Raw genomic sequence first — 18,305 nt, forward strand, 5'->3', positions numbered from 1 at the left:
TGCGACACTATATTAAATACAAGGATGTTGCTGCGGCAAATACTGTCTTCGCTAAACAGCGGGTTTCCCATCAGCATTGGATATTCAAAATTCAGCCTTTAAACAAAATACACAAATATTCTTAAGTCCTGCCTCCATATTCTAAACATTCCCTTAAACACACGTCAGGTTTCAAGCAAATTAATAAACCTAAGCACTAAAACAACTTATTACCCAATAAAATTAACGCATTACCGATTGCGCCGAGTGCGAATAATCGCAGTAAAATAATCGACATAGTCCCTATGCCACCGGCTGAGGTGTTTCTGAATTTAAGTGGGTATTGATGAAAGACTAATAAGTACAACACGTTAAATAACCCAACGCGCATGGCGTCGAGGGAGATGGTTTTACCGTCGTTTAAATGAATATCGCAAGTATGCAAAACAGCGCGTGTTTTATTAGCAACGCCACCGACTCGGTGCTTGTTTTTGCGAATATAGGTGTAGTTAAAAACCACTTCGCTTATGTCGTTTTTATTGACTAACTCACTGCCACCTTTTTTGACCTTTTTAGCAAGTTCTTCAATTTCGATGTGGTTTTGGCTAATGGTCATCACTTTTTTACTACCAAAACCATACTTTTTAATTGTCACTAAGCGCTTAATAATAAACACCGTTAAAAAGCTGCCTAAACAAATTAAAAAAGCGATACCACGCGGGTAATGTTCTACTAAATACAAACTTGATAGCGCAATCGCCATCACCAAAAGGGCAAAAAACACTTCAGCCCAACCTGATAACACCGCTAATGCAGGCAAAGATTGAAGTCGCGTTACTGAATCGGCTTGTAGCGATGATTTACCTTGAAAAGAAGCGTATCTAAACCAATCTTTGTCGGTTAAATCAAGGTCGAGCGAGTGCTTTGCAATTGAGCGCATATAAAATCCATTTGTGTTAGCGATGGTTATTTTGATTAACGGCGATTCCGTTGTTGCCTTGCCTATTTTATTGGCTTTAATAAATATGTAAATAGAACAAACTATTAGCTTGTCTAACACATAAAAATTAAAGCTAGTGGTTAATCTAATTTGAAATAGTTTACGTAATAAACAAAGTTATGGTTTAAATAAGAATACAACAATGAAACTGAGCAAATTAGAAAAGTACTTTGAAGTTGAAAAACTTGTTTTTAATAGCCTCGATTTAGCGCTTTACAACGTAAGTGCAGTGATTGAAGGGCAGGAATACATGATTACTGACGAGCGAGGTGAACGCATAAAACACCATAATTTATTGGCCCTACAACAGCGTTTTCAGAATGTAAAAGCTAAAAAACAGGTGGTACGTCAAAGCAGCGCCTACGATGAAATGATTGGCGGCCCAGTTAAAGGGAGTAATGAGATGGAAGTGTCGCTTGGAGATAATAAGCTGTACTAAATAAGCTTACTTTAAAGCTAACAGCTTATTATTTACGTGTTAGCGCTGCACTTACTTTTGAAAACACAAAACCACCTGCGGCACCAGCGAGTAATTGGGTATAAAACCCCCAGCCTCTTGCGCCCGCAATCACGTTAATTTTCATAATAAGTTCAAACGCGATTAACACAGTTGCAAGCGCTGCAATACCTGCAAAGGTAAACCATACATCGCGCGAAATAGCGTATTTTTTGCTAAGCCAATTTGCAACCGTAAACGCAATTGCCAACGCAACTGCGATGATCACGCCATAGGTTGTGGTCATGCCAAGCCAATCTTGCGCCATTATATTAAGACGATCACCCAATGGCACCACCACACCAACATTTACTAACTGATTGACAACATATTGGCTATGGAACAAGCTAGCTATGGTAAAGCTCAGCAGCCATGCAACTAAAAACGAAGGTAATAAACGTGTTAAAAATAACAAGGTTAGCGCAACTCAACAAAGGTATATTCCCTCACACTAGCAAACACTTAAGTTGTAAACAATGGTTGCTTTATATCGCCTTTAGTTTTGTCACATCTGTAGGTGTTTCAAAAAACGCCATTGCAAGCGACACCACCTTACCGTTAGAAACTTACAACATACATACCCTTGCAACCGGATTAAACGCGCCTTGGAGCATGGTGGAATTACCCGATGGCACATGGCTGGTTACTGAACGAGACGGCCATGTAGTAATGGTAAAAGGCAACAGCCAAAAACGGCTAAACGTTAACTTTGAAGGCCTGTACCTAGCAGGTCAAGGTGGCTTGCTTGATATACTGCTTGCACCTGATTATGCGCAATCAAACACCGTTTATTTTACCTACGCTCAAGGCAACTTAAGCGCTAATCGTTTAGTTATCGCAAAAGCACAGTTTAATGGCACTGAATTTTCAAAACCTCAAATTGTGTACACGGTGGCAACCGATAAAGGCACACCTCAACATTATGCTGGTCGCGCACTAATACTGCCTGACAATACCTTGCTGTTTTCAAGTGGCGACGGCTTTGATTATCGTGAACAAGCACAAGTTGTAACGAGTCAATTAGGAAAAATGCTACGCATAAACCTAGATGGCAGCATACCTAACGACAACCCATTTAAAGATCACACAAACCCAAACGCTCATGCGGTTTTTTCTCTTGGCCATCGTAATGCACAAGGACTTGTGTTCGATTACGATGCAAAACGCATTGTAAGTCATGAACATGGCCCTGCTGGTGGCGATGAGCTAAATTTTTTAAGCGCTGGAGAAAATTACGGTTGGCCGGTGATCACCTACGGCAAAGACTATTCACAAGCGCGAATTTCGCCGTTTACTCAATACAAGGGTATGAAACAACCAAGCATTAATTGGACACCCTCTATTGCTCCTTCTGGCATGGCTTACTACGGCACACGAGATAGCGTATTCGCATCACTGCAAAAGCACCTATTTATTACCACGCTCGTTGATAGAAAACTGTACGCAGTTGATATTAACAATAATCGCTTTAAACAAACCGCTGTATTTCCCGAAATAAGCGGTCGCTTGCGTGATGTATTTGTTAGCAATAGCGGTAATATCGCCATTTTAACCGATGGCAAAGATGCCAAATTGCTACTTGTTTCTGCGGCTAAGTAACTAAACTAAATTCGATAGGCGCTGTCACACTGATTTATGTTACTAACATTAAAAACATATTGCTTAGCTATGTTTTACACAATTAACCAAATGTTGACCAAAATGCGTTTTGTAAGCTGCTTTTTTGCATGGCTATTTTAGGCAAGTCGCATATAATTACCACTACTCAACGACAAAGAAATACTATGCTTTTAAACGCCTTACTCACATTTGTACTTGTAGTTAGCTTTAGTATTAATGCTAAGCCTTGGCAACTTTGTCATGAAGATAAAGAGTATCCTCCCTATATTTCAAGCGACAATCAAGCGTCAGCTTTGTTAGTGGATATTTTAGAACATGCGGCAAGTAGCTCAAATATTGAACTTTATTTTACAGCATTGCCTTGGAAGCGTTGCCAACAAGCGGTTAAAGATGGCATTTATGACGGCCTTTTTGCCATGGTCAAAACCCCTAAACGCACTAAACAGTTTGCGTTTCCAATGACACAACAACATTACATAAACACTGCAGATTATGTGATTTTATACAAACGAAATTCATTCTTACATCGAGCGGAGTTAGCAGGAAAACTATTTTCTAAACAAGGTGAATTTAACGTCAATTATTATAAAAAAATTAAAGAGTTTGGCCTTCAAGCACCGGCAGGTTACGTAGTTGAGCAATATATTAAACAGCATAACATCGCTGCAAACAGTGACTACGACCTCAGTTTAGGTATTCATCAAGTTGCTATCGGTCGCCTTGATGGGTACATAGTTGAAAAACGTATTGGTCTTGCGCAGGTTGAGGCATTAAATCAGCAAGACCATGTAATAAGCAGTCAGGGAGTGTTGAAACGCACCTATTGGTATGTGCCGTTTAATCGAGATTTTTATAATAACAATAAAGACGATGTGGTGCGTTTTTGGCACCACATGCAGTTAAGCCGTGAGCAAATCTTAGCTCACGACTAATTTAACCCAATTTAGATTAAATTAAATATCGCGACCAAACCACACAACTCGACCAACAATACGTGCTTGTTCACCTGTGGCATGGGTGATTTCAAAACTTGGGTATTGTGGGTTATCACTCATTACTTTTACGCCGCCACTAAATGGCTTTAAGCGTTTAGTTAGCAAACCATCTTCAGTGTGTAGTAAATAAATATCTTCTTTATGCGCTTGTTTTTGCGACATATCCACTAAAATCATATCGCCGTGTTCTAGGGTTGGCTGCATGCTGTCTCCGCGTACAGAAACAAACGCTAATTGCTCTGAATGCACACCTAATTGCGATGATAACCACTGTTTCGAAAAACCAAAATGGTCAGAAATTTCTTCTCCTGCGCCAACTTGACCAAAGCCTGCACTGGCTTCTACATCAAACTTAGGTGCAAGTACCATATCGGGTTTAGTGTTATTGGTAACGTCGTCGGTAGCGCGCTGGCCTGTAATAAGCCAGTTTAAATCGATGCTAAATTGCTCACTTAATTGCTCTAAATAAGCAAGCGATGGACGGCTGCCACCACGACACAAACGATAAATAGTTGAAGCCGAACGCCCGGTTACTTCAGCAAAACGCTTTTTGTTGCCTTCTGTGATTTGATCTATTAACGAAAGAAAGCGGCGAGAAAAGGCAGTGCTCATGGTAAGTTCAGCTCCAAAATTTTAGTGGAGGCTGACTTTACCGATATTCACACTAAATTCAACGTAACCAAGCTAAACTCTTAGCTGTATGCCTTATTTTTAAACACATTGTTGGATTTGCAGCCAATAAACCTGAGCTTAGGTTATTAACCCCTTTCAACGCAGACTGTCACACTCTTACTAAGCGCTAGCCGATAATCGCTTTTTGGCATAAAAACGCCACAAGCCAATCAGGTTACTCATTAAGAAAACACTTTCCATCATTACAGCTACTGGTGAAAAAACCAACACATTGTGCAAAATCCAACATAAGGTGCCAACAATCATAAAACAGCGCAAAGTAAAATCATTTGCTTGAAACGACGCATAGGTTTGCAGTAAAGCCGCAAACAGCGCAATTAGGCTTATCCAGCTATGCCAAATAATATAAACTGCAGAAATACTCACGCCATAAAGCCGAGCATTACACGAAGGTCTCTCGCAAAAATACAATAGCCATAACGCAATGCAGCCAGAAACATTAAACACGCAGCACTTATTTTATCCAGCAAGAAAAAGTGCACTGCGGTAAACAATACCGAAGTAAATAAGCAGGCTAAAATCGCACTGCGCGATTTAAATTGAAACGAGGCTAAATCAAGTAAAGTAGCGATTGCTACCAAACACTGCGACACAATAAACATAACAGCTCCTGTAAAAAGGGGCAGTCTAATCAGGCGCGAATATAAAAACCTTAACTTAAGTTAATTGCCGTCAAAATGATTTGGTTAAATTTAAACGACGGCGAATGCGCGACAATGATATTGCCGACACCCCCAAGTACATTGCCACTTCGTTCAAACTGAGCGTTTCTAACCAATGAGGTTTATGGTCGAGTAAATATTGATAGCGTTGCTCGGGCGTATTAAGCAATAAAAAGGCCTCTTTGGCTTCTTTAAACAATAACTGCTGAGTTATAAGCTGTTGTTTTATAGGCTGCCAATCGGTGCTTTCTAATAATGCTAACGGCACTTTAATTAAATTTGCCTTACGAATTACTTTAAGTTGATAAAGCGCTGGGCTATGCGTTAGCCAATTGCCGTACAACAGTGCAAATTCATCTTTAAAATAAAACTCTTTACATTTTTGCCCGCCATCAGCACTTGCATGTAAAGCACCCAGCACACCCGACAAAATTAAAAAGCCAACCTGTTGCGTTTCCCCTTGTTGTAATAGTACCTCGCCTTTGGCATAGGTTTTAATATCAAATTGCCCTGCTAATTTTTCTTCAAATAAGCTTGCAAGTTGATGATAACTATCGCCTAGCTCAAGAATTTTTGGCGTATTCAATTGTGCCAACCTCGCATTAATAATTGAGTAATCTCACTCGGATTTACGCCATCACGCACCGCAAAATGCTGACCACACCAAAGTGGTGCAAAATCGCTTTTGTCATTGTTACAGTCTTTGTTGTAATGAAGAAAAGCCAAAGTGTCAGCACATTATGCTATTCAAATAAATTAAAGTAACTGAGTTTGCGTTAAGGCGTTTAAATTAAACTGTTTTTTTAAGTGAAAAATAAAACTTCCGTAGCAGCACATTTTGCATACTCACAATTAATGGTTAATAACCTATTGAAATTTAATAATTAAGCCCATCGATTAAAACTATTTTTTGATAAGACAAAAATTTTAAATTGACGCAAAACACAATCCTGTTTATTTTCGCCGTGATGTTTCAAGAAGGGCCATACTAAGCGCTGGTCAACCCAATATTAAGCAGATATCCGCATGCCTACTGCTGCGATTTACACCTTTAAAGGTAACCATAATATTGGAATCATTTGAATGACCGAGCCGAGCGTTATCAGCTTAATTCCCCCCATTGTTGTACTGACACTTGCTGTAGTACTTCGCCGCCCTATTTTAGCCCTTGTGTTAGGTGCGTTAGTGGGCCTAGCCCTGCTTGATTTTACGACCATTTTAAGTAATTTTGCCGAGGCATCATTAAAAGTGATGGCCGACGAAACCATAGGGTGGCTAATTTTAGTATGCGGTAGTTTTGGTGCACATATTGCGCTATTAGTGCGTACTGGTGGCGCGCTGGCGTTTGGTCGCAGCGCGCTCAAACTTGCCAAAGGCGCCAAGTCGTCATTGCTTATGACCTACTTGCTGGGAGTGGTGATCTTTATTGATGACTACCTAAACGCTTTAACTGTAGGCGAAACCATGCGCCGCGTTACTGATAAATTTAAAATCTCCCGCGAAATGCTGGCCTATGTTGTTGATTCAACCGCCGCACCTATTTGTGTGCTGGTGCCACTCTCTACTTGGGCTGTATTTTTTGGCGGCCTACTTGTTGATAACGGTGTTGCCGCAGAGGGGCAAGGCATTAGCGTTTATATCGACGCAATCCCCTACATGCTGTATGCCTGGGTTGCCGTGTTTATGGTGCCATTGGTTATTTTAGGGGTGATCCCACTTTTTGGCCCAATGAAAAAAGCCGAACTTGCAGCAAAAGCGGGTAAGCCTGCTTTTGAGCAAGTCGATTTAAGCGAAGTACAAACACCTGATGAATATGCGGCAAAAGCAATCGAGCAAGAATTCGAAAATGCCGATAATAGCGGTAAGCTCTACAACTTTTTAGTGCGATAGTGCTCCTTGTAGGCTTTACCGTGTACTTTGATATTGATGTATGGAAAGGTTTACTGGCAACATTAGCTGTGACCATTCCATTTTATATGGCGCAGCGTTTAATGCCGTTGGCCGATATGTTGGAGCAAATGATTGATGGCTTTAAATGCATGTTGCCTGCCATTGGTACGGTTATCGCTGCATTTATTTTTAAAGATGTGTGTGACAAATTGCTATTGCCACAATATGTAATGGACACGCTAAGCCCGTATATGACAGCACAATTACTGCCTGCAATGGTGTTTTTATCAATGGCTATTTTAGCGTTCGCTACGGGGTCGAGTTGGGGTATTTTTGCAGTAACAATCCCAATTGTAATGCCACTTGCTGTTGCGGTTGATGCGAACATACCGCTTGTGATTGGCGCGCTATTATCAGCGTCATCTTTTGGTAGCCAAGCCTGTTTCTATTCAGATTCGACAGTGCTCGCAGCACAAGGCTCAGATTGTAACTTAGTCAGCCATGCTGTAACCCAGTTACCTTACGCACTGCTTGCGGCTGCAATCGCATTTATTGGCTTTTTGCTACTGGCATAAACTCAATAACCTTATAAAACAAAAACGCCAGCATATGCTGGCGTTTTTTTATTGGTAATTAACCTCTTTTTGAGAGGGCCATTAACACATTCAAAAAGGCTTCTACCGATGCGATTGAGCCCGATTCATCCATTTTGTGGTAGCTGGTTGTTGGCACTTGAATAGTAGTACCATCTACTAAGCCATTCGAACTGGCGATAATACGGCCAAGCTCAGTACTGCCAATAGAGTGTGGCGCTTCTCCCCGCGCGGCAAGCTCTTTATTGATTTTTTCCATATATTCATCTTTATAGATGTAGCTTAACTGCTGCTCTTTACAGATTTTTTCCACTAACTTAGTTGCCGCTGAATTGAACGAGGCATTGGCATCTTTTTTTCGCAGCACTAAATGTTGTTTATTGGCCGATACAACATCGGGAAACGGGCTAGTATCTACCACAAACAAGCGGTTAGTTGAGCCACCAAAACGACGAAACCATTCCAATAGATAACGCCAACTTTTACCTGCTTCTTCTTGTGCAGTGAAGAACACGGTGCCCTCAAAGCCCAAACTAAATAAATGCACGAGCGCTGCCGCTGACAGAACGTTATCGAGCTGGCCAGTTAATCGCTCTTCGGAAATACGCAATTTATCTTTAAACGCAACTGGTGTTCCGGCAACTGCACTTTCAAGGCCGTCAATTTCAAAAATAAGGTTGTTGCGATACTCACACACATACGAATGTTTGATCATGCCTTGCCCGCGATACGCACCAGACCAAGGCTCGTAAGCATACACAGGGGTAGACTTATAGCGCTCGGTGATTTTAGTCATGAGTTCTTCAGACACTGAGTTATTGAGCAAATCTGTGCGGTTTGCAGCAATAAATGCTGCATATTGAAATTCGTTCGGCCCTGTGCAAATTAAACCGTGGCGGTCGATATGTGCGGAAAACATTGCACTGAACGGCTTTTTACCCTGCGCAACTAATAGTCCTTCATACCAAGTTACGGTGGCCCCCCGCTCTTCAAGCTCGCGTTGTAATACACGAAAAAACGAATGCTCCGCCCCTACCACGCTCGCATGGCGAATAATTTCTTTTAATAAGTCGATATACTCTTGGCTTAATGTGCTCATTAATTTCACTCTAAAACACGCTAAATAGCCCCTACTAAGTTTAAAAGCTTAGCGAGAAGCCGTGATTTTTTGCCTAGTTCGATATCTTTGCACAAGCGTTTTATGGCTAAATTTAAAGTACCGAATTGACTGCAAGTATCTGCCTGAATCTACAAACTGGCAAGAAAAATCAAAGCGAAAATAAACACTAAATTATTGGGGTAAAAACCATAGTTCAGGCTAAAAAATGTATCACCCAATCTTAAAATACTTGCTGAGCCTTCAGCACATTTAAGTATCTGCAATACTGCTTTTGTTCGAATCAAAAAAATCACGATTGGTAGCTTGTTAAATCCTTAGTTATAATACCAATTCAATTAAGTAGTTGGTCATCATAGCGTACTAAATATCATGTTAACTGCGTTAGAATTTATCAATGTAGAACAACTACATAAGAAAAATTCAGCCTTGTTACCATTTCATGTATCCAGCGCTATCCCTGATCACATACTTAACAGAATTGGTATAATCGACGTTTCGCAGGCTGAATGCCCTGCTTCCTCCATTTGATATTTTCTTAGTGAGCATCGAAAAACAATGAAAAAACTCTCAAAAGTTCAACTAAAACAACAAGCTTTGGTGCTTAGTATTGCCGATGCGCTAGAGGCAAAAGCCTTAGCGGAAATTCCGGGCATGGTGCAATGCTGGTTTGATGTTGAATATCACTTGTTTCCAGGTTCACTATTATTGTGTTTTCAGTTCGAAAATGAGCAAGCCTTAGTCGCTGCAGAACCTAATCTGCTTACTTGGCAAAAACGCTTAAGTGCGGCACTGGTGAAAAAAGGTGTGGTACTAAAAGACATGCGCAAGCACTTGGTGTTTACCTTAAAAGGCCCAGACGATTAAGCAACTTGCGTTTATTGGTGTTGAGCTACAATTAAGGCAGGGCTAATATCAGGCTAGATGGCTGGAAAAAGTGCACACATTTAGGCAATGTGTGCAATGGGTTGTATTTGTCGTGTGTTCTTTATGAAAAACTCAGTTCTTGTATGTGTCATACTTATCGCTACTCTTTTTTCCAGTGTCACTTGCTCTGCCACACAGCTGCGCTTTGTCGCTGAAGACTTATACCCGTTTCATTTTAAAGATAAAAATAACCAGCCAGACGGTTTTTTAGTTGATGTCGTTAACGCGGTACTTAATGACTGCGCGTGCGCTGGAAAAATTGAAATAATGCCGCAAGCTAGAGCGTTTCGTGAACTACAATCGAAGCCGAATGTGGTTATGATGTCCTTACTTAAAACGCCCGGTCGTGAAACAAAATACTTATTTCTAGGTTCGGTATTTCACGCCCACGCTTATTTAGTTGGTTTGAAAAGCAATCAATTTGAGTTATTTAACTTACACAGTGCACGAGGATTACGCGTTAGCACAGTGCGAGGGTATTTTAGTCAACGCTATTTAGAAAACGCTGGATTTTCACTTGAACGCGATTTAGTGCTTGCACCAGAGCCTGAAAGCTTAATGAAAATGCTTTATAAAAATCGTACTGATTTGGTGCTAACTAACACCTTACATCTCGATAAAGAGCTTAACAGTATTGGGCTAGATCCAACAAAAATTGAGAAAAAACTGCATTTACCTGACTTTCCAAGTGAGTTGCATATCACGGCAAACAAAAAATTAGAGAATACCCTCGCGATAAAACTAACACGTTCACTCAACGCCATTAAACACAACGGCCAATACCAAATGTTGTTAGCTAAATGGAACCTAAACGAAAAGGCGCACTAAATTCACTTTATGCTTACGTGATTACGCGCTTTTTAACGATTTAACCTGAGCCAAGGTTATTTACAAAACATCGTACACTTTCACTCTATCAGAATCGCTACCGATAGATTGCAACGCTAATTTAACCGTTTCAGTTAGTTGCGCTTTATGGGGGGATTTTTGACAAATATGGATCAGCGTTTTGCTTAATTCATAATCGGAGTCAATAAACTTGCTAGCTAATTCAATCGACTGAGCAGTAGTTGCCCGGTCCATTGTTTGATACGGAAGCGAAAGAAAGGCTCTTTTCATTTCATAATCTGAATCAATTTGCTGCATAAACGTTAGCATCGCTGCAAAATCATCTGGTGTTTTAACTTCGCTCGCTAATGCATTTACGACGCGGTAAGCCTCATAATCTGAACCAATATCAGCGCTTGCAGTAAACATATCAGCAATTGATAAGTGTATTGATTGTGACGATATTTCACTTATTAATCTGAATTTCTCATAATCACTATCGATGGTTTTTGACACATCAAAATAAGCTTGATGAACCGTTTTAGCATCAGGTAATTGTGGCGCTAATTTACTAAACAAAACACGTGTTTCATAATCTGAACTCATGCTATTTAATCCACGTAAAAGCGTAAGCCATGCTTGCTCTGGAAGCTGCTTTTGCTTATCTAAAAAGCGCTCTACCGTCACTCTTTGGCTGTAGTCACTCTTTATTTGAGCAAGCACTGACAACAAACGGCTTTGCGCCAGTAAATCTAAGTTATTAGTACTAATTGCTGTAATATACGCCGATTTTGTCTCATCATTATTTGCCCGTTCCAGTTGTTTAAGTGCCCCTGATACCCCCTGCTGTTCAATTAGCGCCTGCGTACGCTCAACGGCAAATAATGGGGTATTATCAAACACGCTTTTCATAAACTGTTCAATTTCGTTTTTGCTTGGCGTACTTCCTTTTTGATCACCATAGGTCACTTCGCCATTCTTATTGCTTATCATCAAAAAATCATCAGATTTGAAGTGCTTAATCTTAACAAAACTATCTTTACTCATACTTGTTATGGTTAACGCGTCTGAGCTTAAGGTGATTGGTCCGTTAATTTCTGCAATAACCTGATATTCATCACCAAATTGCTGATAATTCTTTTTAATTTCGGTAATTGCGCCATTTGAATCGGTTTTGATGTATTGATGACTGACAACGCCACTACACCCTGACGCAATAAAAACGACGGCGGCTAAGCTTGTAAGGTGAAGCGATTTAAAAAGAGATATGTGCATAAAATTGTAATCCATTATTGTTTTTAGAATATATTCGCTTTTAAGGCAAGGCGCATACCAAAACTTAACTCCTTGATATTTATTCATTTAATAATTTTTATTGTGAAATATACTAAACAAAAAAGCCAAACGTTAGCATTTTAAACCATATCAGCTTAAATCTAACCTACTGAATGATCATGAAGTTTTAACATAAGCTTACCTTCTTTCTCAAAGCCAATTTTACGTGGCAATAAACAAATAAAACTCAATATGCGACTTGTGTCACACTAAAAACACTGTTAAATTGCGACACCTGTCACACAAATTGTGACTTCCCATATTCGAATAAATATAAAAAGGAAACTGCTTTGCAACTTACCGGCCCAGAACTCGAAATTCTCAAGTCTTTATGGCAGCAACAGCCATTAACGGGTAAAGAAATTCACCAACGGATGGAGTCACTCTACGGTTGGAGTTATTCATCTACCCGCAAAACATTAGAGCGCATGGCGCAAAAAAACTATGTCAGTGTAGAAACGCAAGGGAATAAAAAAATCTATTCAGCATTACTTGATAAAGTGCCTACGCTCGCCGCATTTGTGAAAGACTTCTCTGAACGCGTACTTGAAATAGACGGCAATTTACCCGTTGCCATGTTCTCTGGCAGCCAATTATTTGAACAAGATGAACTCTCTGATTTGGAGGCTCATTTAAATACATTACAACAACAGAAAAACAACTAAGTTATGTGGTTAATCTCATTTTTATGTTGGCTAGTAATTAGCCTTTCACTTGCTGCTTTATTAAAAAAAATAGCGCAAAATGAGCGTCTTTCACCGCTCTTTTGTTGGGCTGCACTCGTCCTTCCATGTGCGGTATTTTTACCAAATTTCGACATTTTTACGGTGACAGAGGTCAACTTTGCTTGGCTTAATTCTAGTGCGCAACAACAAATGCAATTTGTTGGTGAAGTGGCGAAGCAAACCACCAGCGAAAGCGGCTTTAACATTAATTGGTTGCTTTTTGGGGGACTTTTTATCCCATCAGCATATCGCTTACTGAGACTAACTAAACGTTATTGTAACGCTAAGGCATTAATTGCAAAAGGTACTCCGTATCACTTAAGCACTGTGCCTTGTATGGTGATACCGATGAATCAATCGCCGTTTGTGATTGGTTTTCATAGACCTACGCTGGTGTTACCGCAGTATTTTATGCATTTAAGCAAACAGCAGCAGGGCATTATTCTCGCCCACGAACAAATGCACATTGCTAACCGAGATCATTTTCATACTTGGCTCTGGTTAGTTTTGGTAGAAGTTTGTTGGTTTAATCCCGCTATAAAACAGCTCAGCGAATTGTATGTAAATGCAATGGAACAGCGTTGTGATTTGCAAACAATCTCGCGCCATCGCTATACGCCGCAAGATTACGCTAATACCTTGTTGCTCAGTATAAAATTATCGCAGCAAGGCGCTTTAAACCCATTTGCAGCTCATTTTACAGGGCAAACCAGCAAGGTGGCTGACTACAAGCAACGTTTCACGTTTATTTTTAGTCACGCGCCAATCCAAATTAAAAAATCACTTTATGTTTTCAGCTGCGCGCTATTAATTGTTGTACTGGCAAAAGGTGCAATATCGCAAGTTTATGCAGGACAAGATGAGTGGCAATATCCGGTCGCAAATATTGATATCAGCTCTCATTATGGCCATGTTACTTCGTTTCGCAAAAACCGCCCACATCGCGGCATTGATTTAGTTGATACAAAAGGCACTCACATTGTTGCCGCAAAAACCGGCAAAGTGATTATTGCCGATGATGAGACTATGGCCGCTGCGTTTGGTAAAACCATTGTGATCCAGCACAGCAATGGCTGGCAATCGCTCTATGCGCATTTAGACGACATTTCAGTCACGCAAGGTCAGTGGGTTAAAAGTGGCCAACTCATTGGAAAAATGGGCGATAGCGGTAAAGTAACAGGCACACATTTGCACTTTGAACTAGCAAAAGATGGTCAAACAGTTGACCCACTCATTTATTTAAACGAGAAATAACATGCATTTTTCACGTATTATTTTAGTAGCATTATTACTCGTAGGCTGTGATGAACAAAGCCAATGTAACGATGAAACGCAAAACAAAAACATCGTCATAGAAAACACACATACGCAAGCAAGTTCGCAGGAAAAAGACAATACAGCTCCGCATAACACTGAGATAACACGTCAAACCTATATCCTAAATAAAGGTGATACACTGACCCATTTATTACGTTCGGCGGGGTTTTCATTTTCAGAGGTTTACGCTTTAACCGATGCGATTAAACCGCTCTATGATTTTAAGAAAATTCAGTCGCACACTCAGTTTGATGTAATTGAAACGCCAAACAGTAAAACCATTCGCTTTGCAACGAGTTTCGCCCAAGTTATTAACGCAAAATTAGTGGAAGAAAGTTGGGAAATTACGCAAAATGCAATCACAACCCAAACGGAGAAAATAAGCCGTTCTTTTGCAATAAATCACAGCCTTTATCAAGCTGCGAGCGATGCTGAAGTACCAAATAATGTGATTAACAGCGCGATTCTAGCGATGTCTCACTTTGTTGATTTTCAAAGAGAGATCCGACAAGGCGATCAAATTACCTTAAATTTTAATAGCGAAACAGTTACGCAAGATGCACATTTATTTAGCACCTTTAGTAACCCACAACAGCTGGTTGCGATTTCCTTTATCAATCAAGGTAAACATTACAAACTTTACCATTACCAAGACACTTTTTACTTTAAAGATGGCAAGCTAGCACAGAGCTTTTTAATGAAAACGCCACTTAATGGCGCGCGATTGTCATCAAACTTTGGTAAACGAAAGCACCCCGTTTTAGGCTACACAAGGCAACATAAAGGCATTGATTTTAGCGCACCAATTGGTACACCAATTATGGCCGCGGGTAAAGGCAAAATACTAAAAGCCAGCTACAGCAGAAGCTTTGGTAATCGTGTGCTAATTGATCACGGCAACGGCTATCGCACCTTGTATGCACATTTAAAAGGCTTTGCTAAAGGTATCAAGCATGGTGCACGTGTAAGCCAAGGGCAAACGATTGGCTTTTTAGGCAATACGGGCCTTTCTAGCGCACGCCATCTGCATTATGAAGTGCATAAAAACGGTAAAGTAATTAACCCATTAAAAATGAAGCAACCAAGTAATATTCAATTAACGGGCGACGATTTACACGCATTCAAAGTGCATATTAATGATATTGATAAACGCTATGCAGTGTTGGTTCCTGACCCAACCACGGATAACCAAGTGTTAAGCGCGCTTCAAGAATAAAATTGCATAAAAAGAAAGCCCAGCATTACGGCTGGGCTTTGTGATGTCGATTCAGATTAGTATTTAAATCTGCGACGCATAGTTGCTGTGCTTATTAATAAAAGCAGTAAAGCAAAAGTGAATGCACCACTTGATTTTTTAGAGACCGGTTCACTGGGTTCTGGTGGCGGTGGGTTTTGCGCTTTTGTTACCGTCACCGTGACCTTGGCCGATGCGGTGTAACGGCCATCACTAATTGCATATTCAATCGTTGCTGTCGTCGCGCTGCCCTCTTGCGGCGTAAATGTCAGCGTGTTATCCGCGTTGATAACAACACTGCCGCTATCAACAATTGCGCTTGTTACAGTAAGGGCATCTCCGTCAGGGTCGGAGTCATTGACTAACACCGCTATATTAATAGCCGTTTTATCGTCTGTCTCTGCACTATCATTCTTTGCGCTCGGTGCAAAATTAGTGTTTACCGTAACCGTAACCATGCTATTTGCACTGCCTCCTTGACCATCTGAAATACTGTACTGAATCGTGGCAGTACCTAAAAAGTCAATTGGGGCTGTATAGTGCAGCTGATTTGACTCAATATTAATAATGCCAAAGTCAACAGCAACTGAGTTAATCGTCAATGTATCACCGTCTTCATCAGAGTCATTTGCTAATACATCAATAGCTAATGTGCTATTCCAAGGCATGGCTACCGCGTCAGACTCTGCAATTGGCTGTGTATTTTGCATATTCATTACGGCAACACCGCTTGGGTCTATAATTGTGCCATTAGCCTGGCCATCAGCATCATTCGCACCACCATCTTGAATCGTAATTTGTACACACCAATGACCAGCGGTAAGCCCTGGAGTCCAGCTACTATCACCAGGTGCTGGGCAGTATCCGAATTCACCTAATGTTGTGTGGACTTGGTTATAGTCATCGATAACAAAATCTTGCCATTGGTTATTGATAAACTTTCGATAAATTGCGTTTTCAGGCACCGCTTCATTTTGTGGGAATACAAGCTGATAACTTTGCCCTGATTCTTTCAGTCCCTCCACAATAAAATCAATAACACCACCGCGATAAACCGCATCATCATCCGCGATTAACTCATCGCTAAATAACAATACGCCACCGGACTGATTATTAACTGCAGTAAGGCCTTTACGTATACAAACACCTACCTCACCCTCAACTAAGAAATTACGCTGATGCTCTACATGCTGTTGAATTACGTTGCAATCAACAATTGCATCTAGGTAATCCGGTATGCCATCTGAGTCAGAATCTCGATAGCCTTCTTGCGCATCTGAAATCAAATCGCCATCACTGTCGATTTGCTCATCCAGTTGGGTAAGTTCTTCTCGCACTTCAATGTAAGCCGAACGCTCCGTCGAAAGTGGTGTTCCACCGTTGTCGGTTGCAATTGCTGAGATCTTATAAATGCCGGCACTTACCACTGAAGGATCAAAACTAAACATGTGCTCATCGCTCGAGGTATTAATCAGCTCACTTTGCCAAGTAAGCGTAACAACATCTAACGGATTCGCGTCAGTCACATTCGCTTTAATTAACACTTCGCCGTTTTGTTTACCTACAATTGCTTGCATCTGCTCGCCTTGCATCGTAACTAATTTGACTGTTGGTGCAATATTCGCTTCGCTAATCGTGATTGTTTGAACGCTATTTTCGGCAAAGTTTTTATCGCCTACTAGGCTAATCACTAATGTTTCGTCACCTTCTATTTCACTATCTTCAAAGCTAGTGAAGCTGATAAATGCTCGGCGTGATTCGAACGTAACTTGACCTGTGATTAAGTCATGGTCGTTGCCATCTGCGCTGCCCGACACAACATAATCAACTATCACAGGGTAACTCACTGCATCACCATTTAGATAGAGCGCTGTTGTATACTCGCCACCTTCAGCGATGGTCGTATTTTTATCAATAGAAACCAGTGGATTAACGTTTACAACCTGAGTAGCCACACGGCTGCGGCCCTCGCTATCTTCTGTGTACCAATAAACGTTATGCTTGCCTGGCTTAAACACAACACTGCTATTAATAAGTGAAACAGCTAGCGGATTGCCGTCAATATCTTCAGCTGTTGCAACCCCGATATTTACTTTTGTATATAACCCCCTGGCATCTACGTTAATTGTATCTGGCGCATTTATTATAGGTAGTTGCTCGGTTTCCTGATCAGTAATCGTCAGTACTACATTAGCTTTCGCAACTTCATCACCTTGATCAACAAGGGTATAGCTTAAGTTAACCTGTTCTGGTCCACCCTGCATCGCTTGGTAAACAAGTTGATTATCGACAATATTTACTGAGCCGATATCCGAACTTACAGCCATTACACGTAACACATCACCATCCACATCGCTGTCATTTGCAAGCACATCAAGCGTGTACAGCATGGTTTCTGAATACGTTTGCGTGAATACATCATCGACCGCGATAGGTGCATCATTAACCGGTTTAATGTCAATAATAATTACGGCCGGCTGTGACGCCAGTTCGCCATCATCTGCGATCACACTGAACTGATCTGAGCCGAAATAATCAACACTTGGCGTGTAGACTACAGAACTTCCTACTACAGAAACTTGACCAAACAAGGGCTCACTGGTTACTTCGAACGTAAGCTCATCATTATCTGCATCTTTTGCATTTAGCGAAATAGTCAAACTCGAATCTTCATCCACATTCACGTTTTGATCTTCTACCACCGGTGCTTCATTTACATTAAGTACTTCAATATTGAACGCAGGGAGCGATGCACTTAAAACACCATCCGACACGGTAATGATAATACCTGAAGTAATGCCTATATCAGATGCGCTCGGAATACCAGATAAAGTACCTGAACTAGCATTAAACGTGGCCCAACTTGGTTTATTTGTAATCGAGAAGATTAAGGC

The 18,305-nt window shown here is 40.8% G+C and carries 15 protein-coding genes and 2 pseudogenes; 9 read left to right on the forward strand and 8 right to left on the reverse strand.

From position 1 onward, the window contains the following. Positions 1–196: 196 nt before the first annotated feature. Positions 197–919, reverse strand: coding sequence for a hypothetical protein (locus tag AN214_RS13890; protein WP_054980272.1), 723 nt, complete (start codon positions 917–919; stop codon positions 197–199). 202 nt (positions 920–1,121) lie between these two features. Here AN214_RS13890 and AN214_RS13895 point away from each other — a divergent pair, with 202 nt between their 5' ends. Further along, complete coding sequence (locus AN214_RS13895; protein WP_054980273.1) at positions 1,122–1,418, forward strand: DUF6482 family protein; 297 nt, start codon at positions 1,122–1,124, stop codon at positions 1,416–1,418. A 28-nt stretch (positions 1,419–1,446) separates the two neighbouring features. On the opposite strand, the gene AN214_RS13900 is transcribed toward AN214_RS13895, so the two are convergent. After that, positions 1,447–1,890: a hypothetical protein gene (locus AN214_RS13900; RefSeq protein ID WP_054980274.1), complete on the reverse strand. Its 444-nt coding sequence runs from the start codon at positions 1,888–1,890 to the stop codon at positions 1,447–1,449. Here AN214_RS13900 and AN214_RS13905 point away from each other — a divergent pair. Together AN214_RS13905 and AN214_RS13910 are read left to right on the forward strand one after the other, a co-directional pair. After that, positions 1,875–3,074: a PQQ-dependent sugar dehydrogenase gene (locus AN214_RS13905; RefSeq protein ID WP_054980275.1), complete on the forward strand. Its 1,200-nt coding sequence runs from the start codon at positions 1,875–1,877 to the stop codon at positions 3,072–3,074. The two genes, AN214_RS13900 and AN214_RS13905, sit on opposite strands and share 16 nt — an antisense overlap. Before the next feature lie 185 nt (positions 3,075–3,259). Next, the gene (locus tag AN214_RS13910; protein WP_054980276.1) at positions 3,260–4,027 is read left to right on the forward strand and encodes an ABC transporter substrate-binding protein; all 768 of its coding nucleotides are present in this window, start codon (positions 3,260–3,262) and stop codon (positions 4,025–4,027) included. 21 nt (positions 4,028–4,048) lie between these two features. On the opposite strand, the gene AN214_RS13915 is transcribed toward AN214_RS13910, so the two are convergent. From AN214_RS13915 to AN214_RS13925, 3 genes and pseudogenes are all read right to left on the reverse strand, one after another. Continuing rightward, positions 4,049–4,702: an XRE family transcriptional regulator gene (locus AN214_RS13915; protein ID WP_054980277.1), complete on the reverse strand. Its 654-nt coding sequence runs from the start codon at positions 4,700–4,702 to the stop codon at positions 4,049–4,051. Between the two features lie 180 nt (positions 4,703–4,882). Next, a pseudogene (locus AN214_RS23330) lies at positions 4,883–5,385 on the reverse strand (YgjV family protein). Between the two features lie 70 nt (positions 5,386–5,455). Next, a complete protein-coding gene (locus AN214_RS13925; protein WP_054980278.1) occupies positions 5,456–6,031 on the reverse strand; it encodes a Crp/Fnr family transcriptional regulator in 576 nt (191 codons plus the stop codon). A gap of 497 nt (positions 6,032–6,528) precedes the next feature. Between AN214_RS13925 and AN214_RS13930 the strand changes: the two are divergent. Further along, positions 6,529–7,910: pseudogene (locus AN214_RS13930) on the forward strand (Na+/H+ antiporter NhaC family protein). 58 nt (positions 7,911–7,968) lie between these two features. On the opposite strand, the gene AN214_RS13935 reads toward AN214_RS13930, so the two are convergent. Next, positions 7,969–9,027 (reverse strand): hypothetical protein, encoded by a 1,059-nt coding sequence (locus AN214_RS13935; RefSeq protein WP_054980279.1) that lies wholly within the window; start codon positions 9,025–9,027, stop codon positions 7,969–7,971. A 576-nt stretch (positions 9,028–9,603) separates the two neighbouring features. Between AN214_RS13935 and AN214_RS13940 the strand changes: the two genes are divergently transcribed. Both AN214_RS13940 and AN214_RS13945 read left to right on the forward strand, forming a co-directional pair. Beyond that, complete coding sequence (locus tag AN214_RS13940) at positions 9,604–9,912, forward strand: hypothetical protein (protein WP_054980280.1); 309 nt, start codon at positions 9,604–9,606, stop codon at positions 9,910–9,912. Between the two features lie 123 nt (positions 9,913–10,035). Then, positions 10,036–10,800 (forward strand): ABC transporter substrate-binding protein, encoded by a 765-nt coding sequence (locus tag AN214_RS13945; protein WP_161805688.1) that lies wholly within the window; start codon positions 10,036–10,038, stop codon positions 10,798–10,800. A 60-nt stretch (positions 10,801–10,860) separates the two neighbouring features. On the opposite strand, the gene AN214_RS13950 is transcribed toward AN214_RS13945, so the two are convergent. Next, positions 10,861–12,075 (reverse strand): hypothetical protein, encoded by a 1,215-nt coding sequence (locus AN214_RS13950; protein ID WP_152960771.1) that lies wholly within the window; start codon positions 12,073–12,075, stop codon positions 10,861–10,863. A gap of 350 nt (positions 12,076–12,425) precedes the next feature. Here AN214_RS13950 and AN214_RS13955 point away from each other — a divergent pair, with 350 nt between their 5' ends. Genes AN214_RS13955 through AN214_RS13965 form a run of 3 tightly spaced genes read left to right on the forward strand, consistent with a single transcriptional unit; the run spans position 12,426 to position 15,393 of the window. After that, positions 12,426–12,800, forward strand: a complete 375-nt coding sequence (locus AN214_RS13955) for a BlaI/MecI/CopY family transcriptional regulator (RefSeq protein WP_054980283.1) — start codon at positions 12,426–12,428, stop codon at positions 12,798–12,800. 3 nt (positions 12,801–12,803) lie between these two features. Next, positions 12,804–14,114, forward strand: coding sequence for a M23/M56 family metallopeptidase (locus AN214_RS13960; RefSeq protein ID WP_054980284.1), 1,311 nt, complete (start codon positions 12,804–12,806; stop codon positions 14,112–14,114). Between the two features lies 1 nt (position 14,115). Next, a complete protein-coding gene (locus tag AN214_RS13965; RefSeq protein ID WP_054980285.1) occupies positions 14,116–15,393 on the forward strand; it encodes a peptidoglycan DD-metalloendopeptidase family protein in 1,278 nt (425 codons plus the stop codon). Between the two features lie 56 nt (positions 15,394–15,449). On the opposite strand, the gene AN214_RS13970 is transcribed toward AN214_RS13965, so the two are convergent. Then, a partial coding sequence (locus AN214_RS13970) for an Ig-like domain-containing protein (protein ID WP_152960772.1) occupies positions 15,450–18,305 on the reverse strand: 2,856 nt, incomplete at its 5' end.

The sequence above is a fragment of the Pseudoalteromonas sp. P1-9 genome (assembly GCF_001399975.1).
GTDB lineage: Bacteria > Pseudomonadota > Gammaproteobacteria > Enterobacterales > Alteromonadaceae > Pseudoalteromonas.